This is a genomic window from Fusobacterium perfoetens, assembly GCF_021531475.1.
In the GTDB taxonomy this organism is placed as follows: Bacteria; Fusobacteriota; Fusobacteriia; order Fusobacteriales; family Fusobacteriaceae; genus Fusobacterium_B.
In genome coordinates, this window is record NZ_JADYTX010000055.1 from 1 (window position 1) to 9,692 (window position 9,692).

The 9,692-nt window shown below is 29.4% G+C and carries 11 protein-coding genes; 2 read left to right on the top strand and 9 right to left on the bottom strand.

Annotated elements, in window-relative coordinates:
• Window positions 1-90 precede the first annotated feature (90 nt).
• The 6 genes from I6E15_RS09610 to rpsB form a co-directional block, all read right to left on the bottom strand.
• A complete protein-coding gene (locus I6E15_RS09610; RefSeq protein WP_235247562.1) occupies window positions 91-360 on the bottom strand; it encodes an ACT domain-containing protein in 270 nt (89 codons plus the stop codon).
• A 144-nt stretch (window positions 361-504) separates the two neighbouring features.
• A complete protein-coding gene (locus I6E15_RS09615) occupies window positions 505-708 on the bottom strand; it encodes a cold-shock protein (RefSeq protein ID WP_177161408.1) in 204 nt (67 codons plus the stop codon).
• A 102-nt stretch (window positions 709-810) separates the two neighbouring features.
• A complete protein-coding gene (gene frr / locus I6E15_RS09620) occupies window positions 811-1,371 on the bottom strand; it encodes a ribosome recycling factor (RefSeq protein WP_177161407.1) in 561 nt (186 codons plus the stop codon).
• A gap of 20 nt (window positions 1,372-1,391) precedes the next feature.
• Complete coding sequence (gene pyrH / locus I6E15_RS09625) at window positions 1,392-2,105, bottom strand: UMP kinase (protein WP_177161421.1); 714 nt, start codon at window positions 2,103-2,105, stop codon at window positions 1,392-1,394.
• A 72-nt stretch (window positions 2,106-2,177) separates the two neighbouring features.
• Complete coding sequence (gene tsf, locus I6E15_RS09630; RefSeq protein ID WP_235247568.1) at window positions 2,178-3,068, bottom strand: translation elongation factor Ts; 891 nt, start codon at window positions 3,066-3,068, stop codon at window positions 2,178-2,180.
• 35 nt (window positions 3,069-3,103) lie between these two features.
• A complete protein-coding gene (gene rpsB, locus I6E15_RS09635) occupies window positions 3,104-3,865 on the bottom strand; it encodes a 30S ribosomal protein S2 (protein WP_177161406.1) in 762 nt (253 codons plus the stop codon).
• 225 nt (window positions 3,866-4,090) lie between these two features.
• On the opposite strand from rpsB, the gene I6E15_RS09640 reads away from it, so the two are divergent.
• Window positions 4,091-4,948, top strand: coding sequence for a DMT family transporter (locus I6E15_RS09640; protein WP_235247563.1), 858 nt, complete (start codon window positions 4,091-4,093; stop codon window positions 4,946-4,948).
• Between the two features lie 87 nt (window positions 4,949-5,035).
• Here the strand turns inward: I6E15_RS09640 and I6E15_RS09645 are convergent, their stop codons facing one another.
• From I6E15_RS09645 to I6E15_RS09655, 3 genes are read right to left on the bottom strand one after another with little or no spacing between them, the layout of a single operon-like run.
• On the bottom strand, window positions 5,036-5,806 hold the full coding sequence (locus I6E15_RS09645) for a flavodoxin family protein (protein ID WP_235247564.1): 771 nt from the start codon (window positions 5,804-5,806) through the stop codon (window positions 5,036-5,038).
• A 20-nt stretch (window positions 5,807-5,826) separates the two neighbouring features.
• Window positions 5,827-7,014 carry a [FeFe] hydrogenase H-cluster maturation GTPase HydF gene (gene hydF, locus I6E15_RS09650; protein ID WP_235247565.1) on the bottom strand — a complete coding sequence of 396 codons (1,188 nt, stop codon included), beginning with the start codon at window positions 7,012-7,014 and terminating at the stop codon, window positions 5,827-5,829.
• Window positions 7,015-7,024: 10 nt separating this feature from the next.
• Complete coding sequence (locus I6E15_RS09655; RefSeq protein ID WP_235247566.1) at window positions 7,025-8,611, bottom strand: NAD(P)/FAD-dependent oxidoreductase; 1,587 nt, start codon at window positions 8,609-8,611, stop codon at window positions 7,025-7,027.
• Window positions 8,612-8,730: 119 nt separating this feature from the next.
• Here I6E15_RS09655 and I6E15_RS09660 point away from each other — a divergent pair, with 119 nt between their 5' ends.
• Window positions 8,731-9,585, top strand: coding sequence for a mechanosensitive ion channel family protein (locus tag I6E15_RS09660; protein ID WP_235247567.1), 855 nt, complete (start codon window positions 8,731-8,733; stop codon window positions 9,583-9,585).
• Window positions 9,586-9,692: the final 107 nt, after the last annotated feature.

The following is a 9,692-nucleotide window of genomic DNA, read 5'->3' on the forward strand; positions in this document are numbered from 1 at the left end:
TATTTTTGTGATGCATTTTTTTAAATTAACAAATTTATTTAATTTTTTTATTTTTGACTTGACATTTAATAGTTAGTCTCTTATTCTTTATTATATACGGTGCATACAATTAAAAATATCTTCATGTTGCATTGTTACAACAACACCTAATTCTTTTCCTACTTCAGCTAATCCATCTGCTACAATTTCCATAGAATCAGTAGCATTTGACATATCTACTATCATCATCATATTAAAGTAACCATTAACTATAGTTTGAGAAATATCTAAAATATTTATATTTTTTTTAGATAAAAATTCACATACTTTTGCTATAATTCCAACTCTATCTTTTCCTAGTACTGTTATAATACCTTTCATTTGAGCCTCCTCGATTTTTAATATATCTTAGTATATCACTTATTTAACATTTTGCAAATAAAAAACTTTTTACATTCACTAAGACAAAAAAACTGCCAAAAGGCAGTTTTTCATTTTTTTATTGAACTATTTTAGTCTTATTGACTATTTTACTACTGTTACTTTAACAGCTATTGGTCCTTTAGCTCCTTCTTCTACTTCAAAGCTAACAGATTGGTTCTCTTCAAGATTTTTAAATCCTTCTCCAACAATCCCTGAAAAATGTACGAAATAGTCTTTTCCCTCTTCAGAAGTAATAAATCCAAATCCTTTTTCTTTGTTAAACCATTTAACTTTTCCTTGTAACATCAAAACCCTCCAAATTATTTATTTTCAGTTCTCTACCAGATAAAAAAATCTATCAGAACATCCTTATTATACTCTCAACTGAAAATATATGCAAGAGTTTTTTTAAACTGTAGTAATTTCTTTTTCTTTTAATGCCAATAAAGAATCTATATCTTTTATAGCTTTATCTGTTAATTTTTGAACTTCTTCTTCAGCTGATTTTAATTCATCTTCAGTAAGTTCTTCGGCTTTTTGAAGTCTTCTTAAGTTGTTATTTATATCTTTTCTTATATTTCTAGCTCCAACTTTACTTTCTTCAGCTTCTTTTTTAGCTAATTTTACATATTCTTTTCTTCTGTCAGCTGTTAATTCTGGTACCATAAGTCTTATAACTCTACCATCATTATTTGGATTTAATCCAATATTTGCTGTCATTATAGCTTTTTCTATAGCTGGTATTATTGATTTATCCCAAGGATCTATTACTAAAAGTCTTGCTTCTGGAGCTGATACTGTTCCTATTTGATTTAATGGCATTAGAGAACCATATTGTTCTACTTTTATTCCGTCTAACATAGCAACGCTAGCTCTTCCAGCTCTTATTCCTGCAAATTTATGTTTTGTTGCTTCGATAGTTTTTTCCATTTTTTCTTTACATTCTTTAATTAGTAAGTCTTTACTCATAAAATCCCTCCTATATTTAATTATACTACTACTGTACCTATTTTTTCTCCCATTACTACTTTTTCAATATTTCCTTCTACTAAAGAATTAAATACGATTAATGGAAGTTTGTTATCTCTACAAAGAGATATTGCTGCAGCATCCATAACTTTTAAGTTTTTATTTAAAACTTCTGTATATGTTACTGTTTCATATTTTACTGCGTCACTGTATTTTACAGGGTCTTTATCATAAATTCCATCTACTTTTGTAGCTTTGATTACTACGTCTGCATTGATCTCAACAGCTCTTAATACAGCTGCTGTATCTGTTGTAAAATATGGATTTCCTGTTCCAGCCCCAAATATTACAACTCTTCCTTTTTCTAAATGTCTTTGTGCTCTTCTTTTAATAAAAGGTTCTGCAACTTTTGGCATCTCTATTCCACTTTGAACTCTAGTTGGTATTCCTAATTTTTCGATAGCATTTTGAAGAGCTAGTGAATTTATCATTGTAGCAAGCATACCCATATGGTCTCCTGTTACTCTATCTATTCCTATTTCTTCTCCTGAAAGACCTCTGAAGATATTTCCTCCACCGATAACTACTGCAACTTCTACTCCTAGATTAACAACATCTCTGATTTGTCTTGCATAAGAAGTTATTACATTTGGATCAATTCCAAATTCTTGATCTCCCATTAATGCTTCTCCACTTAGTTTTAATAATATTCTCTTATATACAGGTTTCATTATTTCCTCCTAGTCGTTATTTAAAAAAATAGGGATGCTAAATTGCATCCCCTAATTGTTTTTTCTTAAGAAGTACTATCCTTTAATTTGAGCTGCAACTTCTGCTGCGAAATCTTCTACTTTTTTCTCGATTCCTTCTCCAACTTTGTATCTAGTGAAAGAAACAACTTTCATATCTCCTGCAAATTGTTCTACAGTTTCTTTATTTTCTGCTCTTACATAAACTTGGTTTACTAGACAGTTTTCTTCATAGAATTTTTTCATTTTTCCAACTAAGATGTTTTCGATTATTTTAGCTGGTTTTCCTTCTGCTTCTAATTGTTTTCTAGCAATTTCTTTTTCATGTTCTAAAGTTTCTGTTGTAACTTGAGTAGAGTTTAAGAATCCAGGGTTCATAGCTGCAACGTGCATAGCTATTCCTTTTGCTCTTTCTAATCTTTCTGGAGTCATTTCAGCGTCTAATTCAACGATTACTCCAAGTTTTCCACCAAGATGGTTGTAAGTAGTAGCAAATCCTTCTGCAACAACTTTTTCCATTCTTCTGATGTTCATATTTTCTCCGATTTTAGCGATTAAAGCAACTAGAGCTTCCTCTACTGTTCTTCCATCTTCTAATTTTTGAGCTTTTAATTCTTCAACTGTTTTAGCATCTGTATTTAATGCGATTTCTACTAAAGTTTTTCCGAAGTTTTTGAATTCGTCATTTTTAGCAACGAAGTCTGTTTCAGCGTTGAATTCTATAACAACAGCTTTTTTATGGTCTGCAGAAACACCGTCGAAGATTAATCCTTCCGCTGCGATTCTTCCTGCTTTTTTAACTGCTTTAGCCATACCTTTTTCTCTTAGGTAGTCTATTGCTTTATCCATATCTCCATCTGTTTCTTTAAGTGCTTTTTTACAATCCATCATTCCAGCACCAGTCATTTCTCTTAACTCTTTTACTGCTTTAGCTGTAATTTCCATTATATTATCCTCCTTGAAAATATTTTTACAAGATTTTCTTATTCTGCTGATCCGTTTTCTACTACTTCTTCAGCTTCTGTAGTTTCAGTAGCTACTTCTTCTACTTTTTCTTCAGAACCTTGTCTTCCTTCGATTATTGCGTTTGCAACTAATGTAGACATTAATTTTACTGATCTTATAGCGTCATCGTTTGCAGGGATTGGGTAAGTAATGTTGTCTGGATCTACGTTAGTGTCGATCATAGCGATTACTGGTATTCCTAAGTTAGCTGCTTCAGCAACAGCAAGAGCTTCTTTTTTAACGTCTACTACGAATAAAGCTGCTGGTACTCCTGGCATATCTTGGATTCCTGCTAAGTTTTTATTTAATTTTTCTAATTCTTTTCTTAAGTTAGCTGCTTCTTTTTTAGTGTAAGCTGTGTCTAAAGTTCCGTCTTGGTCCATTCTTGTTAATTCTTTAAGTCTAGCTATTCTTCCTTTGATAGTTTGGAAGTTAGTTAACATTCCACCAAGCCATCTGTTGTTTACATAGAACATTCCAGATCTTTCAGCTTGTTCTTTCATAGCTTCTTGAGCTTGTTTTTTAGTTCCTACGAATAAGAAGTTTCCTCCGTTTGCAGAGATTTCTCTTACTACTTCGTAAGCTTCCTCAATTTTCTTTAATGATTTGTGTAAGTCGATTACATGGATTCCGTTTCTTTCTGTGAAGATGTATTTTGCCATTTTTGGATTCCATCTTTTCGCTTGGTGTCCGAAATGTACTCCAGACTCAAGTAATTGTTTCATTGTTACTACTGCCATTTTTTTCCTCCTGAATATATTTTTGGTTATGCCGTCCATTGACCTCAAAACTAAACAACCTTTCGGCACCGAGTTTAGAAATAATCAATGTGCATTTTTTAGCATTTTATTTTAACACTCTTCACCCTATCTTGTCAAGTAAAAAAGTTTTTATTTTCCAAGTGTTTATTGACTTTTTATATTTTTTCTCGTAAAATTAAGTAAAACGATTTTTAAGGAGATTTTATGGATACAAAAACTAAAAGTTTATTACAAGTTCATTTAGCTGTTTTTTTACTTGGATTTTCTGGATTATTTGGAAAGTTAACAACTGTTTCAATATTTACTCTAATACTTGGAAGAAGTGTATTCTCATTTCTTTCTCTTGGAGGAATGTTAAATTTTCAAAGAGAATCTATTAATATAGAAAATAGAAAGGATCTTTATTGGCTTTTATCCCTTGGAACTATTCTTACTTTCCACTGGATAACTTTCTTTTATTCAATAAAACTTTCTACTGTAGCAATAGGACTTTTGACTTTTTCAACTTTTCCTATATTTGTAACTTTTTTAGAGCCAATATTTTTTAAAGAAAAGTTACACATAAAAGATATAATTATTGCAATTATTGCTTTTAGTGGTATTTTCTTTGTTGTTCCTAAATTTGATTTTACTGATAATATGACAATGGGAGCTATTTGGGGAGTTATCTCTGGTATTAGTTATGCACTATTTTCTTTAGGGAATAGAAATATGGTAAAAAAATATTCTGGGTCTGTTGTTTCTCTTTATGAGCAACTTACTGTTGTAATGATTCTTACTCCATATTACCTACTATTTAATAAAGAAACGGCACCTTTAAAAGAGATACTTTTAATCGCTCTACTTGGTATTGTTTTTACAGCTCTTGCTCACACTTTAGCAATAAGTGCCTTAAAACATATAAAAGCAAAAACATCAAGTATTATATTTTGTTTAGAACCTCTTTACGCAATTATTGCAGCATCTTTTATTTTAAATGAAATCCCTAGTCAAAGAACTATTATTGGGGGAGTTATTATTTTAGGAACTGTTCTTTACTCTACTTTGACTAGTAAAAAATAAAAACTACTTAAAATTAAAATCATTAAAGCTGTTGTAAAAATATAACAGCTTTTTTATTTCAATTAAAAGTAGTTTCAATATTATTTTTTATAAAAATACTTCTATCTCTTTTCTATCCATACATTTTCCCTCAAGAAAATCTATAAATGGTTTTATTGCATCTCCTTTAACTTTTCTTGCTCCAAATTTACAGAATCTTACACAAGCGTGACATAAAATACATTTTGTAGGATCAACTTCATTTGGAGTTTTTATTGCTCCTGTTGGACAAACATTTACGCAGGCTCCACAATTTTTACAATCTTCTGTTGGCTCTGGTGCTACATTTCTTGAAACTCCATCATCTTTGTAAGGTCTATTTCCAGGTAAAACTATACTTTCTAACGCATCTATTTTTTCTAATTTTGAAATAATATCTTTTCCAAAAGAAAACGCTTTCTCTAAATCTTCAACTGTTGGACGTCCCTCTGCTACCTTTGTAGTATAAGAGTGTGCTCCTAAAAATGCCCCTGCTCCTATAACTTTAAATCCATTTTCTTCAAATATATCTTGCGCCTCTACAAAATAATCTTCATAGGCTCTATTTCCATAAACTCCTATTATAATCATTGGAGTTTCATTTCCTCTGAATTTTTTCATACTTTCTCTTAAAAATTTTGGTGTTTTTCCAGAGTAAACCGGAGAACCAAAAATTACCAAATCGTTTTTATCAAAAGAATATTCTTTTAATTCTTTCCAAGAAAAAGTCATATCAATATTTTCAAATTCTTTTCCTGTTCCCTCTACTACTTTTTCTGTTATTTTTTTAGTCGAATGTGTTGGACTAAAATAAAATCCAAAAACTTTTTTAATTTCCATAGTTGCCTCCTAAACTTTTATTAAACTATTGATTTTATTGCTTTTTCCAATATTCCTGTAAGATAAGCAAGAACTAAACCATAATTAGTGATTTTCACTCCACTATTATTGCAATAATTTATTCTATTTTCCATATTTTTTCTAGTTATCATACAACCACCACAATGGATAACTAAATCAAATTTTTCTAAATCTTCTGGAAAATCTTTTCCTGCTGAAAATGTAAAATCAAATTTTTTTCCTAATTTTTTTTCTAAAAGTTTTGGTATTTTCACTCTTCCAATATCCTCATGAGAAGTATTATGTGTACAAGTTTCTGTAATCAATATTTTTGAGTTTTCTTTAAGATTTTTTATTTGACTTATCCCATCTAAAAGTTTATCTAAATCACCCTTTTGCCTAGCAAATAATATTGAAAAACTTGTAAGTGGAAATCTATCTTTAACTATCTCATCTACTATTCTAAAAGCTTGGGAATCTGTAATTACTAGATCTATATTTTTATTTTCTTCTAAAATTTTTTCAAGCTCAGTATCTCTACAAACTATAACTTGTAAACCATTATCCAATGCATCTCTTATAACTTGTACCTGTGGCAAAATTAAACGTCCTTTTGGTGCTTCAGAATCAATAGGAACTACCAAAACTATTTTCCCACCATAAGAAACTATTCCTTTTAATAAGCTTGGTTCTTCCTCTAAAATATTTAATTTTTTTATAAGCTCATCTTTAAATTTTAAAACGCTCTCTCTATTTTTAGTTGAAATAAATATACAATCTTTTATTGTTTTTTTTATTTCATTTTTCTTTTCCTCTGACAATAAATCTTCTTTGTTTATTGTTACTATATAAGGAATATTATTCTTTTTTAAAAATGAAATATTTTCCTTATAATCTCTTTCAGAAAAATTATTTCCATCTATAACATAAATAGCAAAATCTGATTTTTTTATTTCTTTTATTGCTTTTTCTATTCTTAATTTTCCAAGCTCAGTTTCATCATCTAAACCAGCTGTATCAATAAATAAAACTGGTCCAAAAGGAATAAGCTCCATAGCTTTTTTTACACTATCAGTTGTAGTTCCTTTTACATCAGACACTATAGAAATTTCCTGATCTGTTATACTATTCAAAAGAGATGATTTTCCAGCATTAGTAGAACCAATTATTGCTATATTTATCCTATTTGAATTTGGTGTATTTTGCATTTTTTCTCCTCTACCCTTCTATCACTTTTGTAAAAATATTATCAACTATTTTAAGTCCATCTACTCCAGCACTAACTATTCCACCAGCATAACCAGCTCCCTCTCCTATTGGATAAAGTCCTTTTATATTTAAACTTTCTCCTCTTTCATCTCTAGTTATTCTTACTGGAGCTGAAGTTCTAGTTTCTGGAGCTATAAGGTTAGCTCTTTCTGTTACAAATAACGGATAATTTTTTTGCCAATATCTAAGAGCCATTTTCATATTTCTAGTTATTACTTCTGGGAAAAATTTATTCAAATCATATGGTGTTTTTTTCATCTGATAACTTGACTCTATCTCTTTTTCTGTCACTTTTCCCTCTAAAAAATCTGGAACACTTTGGTAGATAGCTCCATATTCTTTCACTATCTCATAAGTTTTTTGTTCTAACTTTTCTTGAAACTCCATTCCTGAGAAAAGATGTTCTCCAAACTCATTTTCTTTAATTCCAACTACCAAAGCTGAGTTTGAAAATTTTCCATCTCTCCCTGAATAGCTCATTCCATTAACTAAAGAGCCTCCCTCTTGGGAACTTGCATTAACAATTACTCCTCCAGGACACATACAGAAAGAAAATACCCCTCTTTCTTCTTCATAATTATTGTATGTAAAATTATAAGTAGCTGCTCCTAAATTTTTATGACCAGCAAACTTTCCATATTGCATTTCATCAATATCTTTTCTTGGATGTTCTATTCTAGCTCCCACCGCAAAAGGTTTATTTTCCATAAACACACCTTTTTTATGTAACATTCTATAAGTATCTCTTGCAGAATGTCCAACTGCTAAAATAATACCATCTAGTTTTAACTCTTCCATTTGATTTTTATTATTTTTTATTAAAGCTCCTACAACTTTTCCATCTTCTACAAAGATCTCTTCCAGCCTATTATTGAAATAAAATTTCCCACCCATTGAAATAATTTTATTTCTAAGATTTTTTATTACACCTTTTAAGACATCAGTTCCAATATGAGGTTTATAATCCCACATTATCTCCTCTTGAGCTCCACAGTCAACAAACTCTCTAAAAACTTTATCTATATATTCACTTCTTATTCTAGTATTAAGTTTTCCGTCAGAGTAAGTTCCAGCTCCACCCTCTCCAAATTGAATATTAGAATCTTTGGTTAAAATTCCTTTTTTTATGAAAGTATCAACGGTCTTATCACGACTATCAATATCCTCTCCTCTTTCGATAATTATTGGTTTGTAGCCATATTCTACAAGTCTTAAACTTGCAAATAGTCCTGCTGGACCAGCACCTACAACTAAAATTTTTTGGGTATTGTCTACTGAGATTCTCTTTTTATATTTCTCCTCTTTAGGAATTGAAATATTTTTTAATTTTTTTACATCAACTGGATTTTTTAAAATGGCTTCAACATTATATACAAACTTTATATCTGATTTTTTTCTACTATCTATCGATCTTTTTAACCAAGAGATTCTTTCAATATTATCCTTTGAGATTCCTCTTTTGATAACCTCTTTTTCAATCTCTTTATCTTGATTTTTTATAATTGATATTATTATATTATTAACATTTATTTTCAATATATCACCTCAAAAAAATTATACCATAATATAAAATATTATGTGTAACTATTTTTATTATTTCTATAATATGTTATAATAACAAGTAGAATAAAAATTTATATCAAGGAGGTTTTTCTATGGTAGATGTAGACATAGTAGATATGGCTCAAGTTTCAAAACTTCAGTTATTTTTAAATGAATTAATGGACGATGCTATAAAAATGGCACCAAGTTTACTTTTTAAATTTCTATGGATTTTATTTATTTTTATTATTTTTAAACCAGTAAATAAAGGGATTATTAATTTCTTCAAGTTAGTTTTAAATAAAAATAAAATTGACCCTCTTCTTAGAAGCTTTATTATATCTTTAATAAATGCTCTTACTTATGTAATATTTTTCTTCTTTATAATCGGTGGAATAGGTATTAAAGCCACTTCTCTTATGGCAGTTTTAGGTACTGCAGGTTTAGCTGTTGGTTTAGCTTTACAAGGAAGTTTAGCAAACCTAGCTGGGGGAGTTCTTATTCTTTTCTTCAAACCTTTTTCAAAGGGAGATTATATTGTTACTTCTAGTGGTTCTGGTACAGTTGAAAGTATATATATTTTATACACTGTAATAGTTACTTTAGAAAACTTTAGAATAACTATCCCTAATAGTAGCCTTGCTAATTCTGCTGTTACTAATGCTTCTAAAAATCCAGAAAGAAGAATCGATACTTTAATCTGTGTAAGTTATGATTCTGATATTGAACTTGTTAAAAGTACAATAAAAAATATTTTAGACAATCACAAAGATATTCTTCATGACAAAGGGTATGTTATAAGACTTAAAGCTCATAATGCTAGTTCCCTTGACTTTGTTCTTAGAGCTTGGGTCAATAGAGAAAATTATTGGGATACATACTATGATATAATGGAGCAAATTATAATTGATTTTAGAAAGAAAAATATTGAAATTCCATATAATAAGCTTGATGTATATCAAAAATAATTAATTTTAAAAACTTTTTTAAGGACTGTTTCTTAATATTTAAGATTCAGTCTTTTTTTTATTATAAAATTATCATTTTGAACACGAGTACATTTTATATATTTTAT

Coding starts and splice junctions, on each gene's coding strand:
- I6E15_RS09660 (WP_235247567.1), top strand. CDS start 8,731: ATGGTAGATGTAGACATAGTAGATATGGCTCAAGTTTCAAAACTTCAG.
- I6E15_RS09610 (WP_235247562.1), bottom strand. CDS start 360: ATGAAAGGTATTATAACAGTACTAGGAAAAGATAGAGTTGGAATTATA.
- I6E15_RS09645 (WP_235247564.1), bottom strand. CDS start 5,806: ATGGAAATTAAAAAAGTTTTTGGATTTTATTTTAGTCCAACACATTCG.
- rpsB (WP_177161406.1), bottom strand. CDS start 3,865: ATGGCAGTAGTAACAATGAAACAATTACTTGAGTCTGGAGTACATTTC.
- I6E15_RS09615 (WP_177161408.1), bottom strand. CDS start 708: ATGTTACAAGGAAAAGTTAAATGGTTTAACAAAGAAAAAGGATTTGGA.
- frr (WP_177161407.1), bottom strand. CDS start 1,371: ATGAGTAAAGACTTACTAATTAAAGAATGTAAAGAAAAAATGGAAAAA.
- I6E15_RS09640 (WP_235247563.1), top strand. CDS start 4,091: ATGGATACAAAAACTAAAAGTTTATTACAAGTTCATTTAGCTGTTTTT.
- hydF (WP_235247565.1), bottom strand. CDS start 7,014: ATGCAAAATACACCAAATTCAAATAGGATAAATATAGCAATAATTGGT.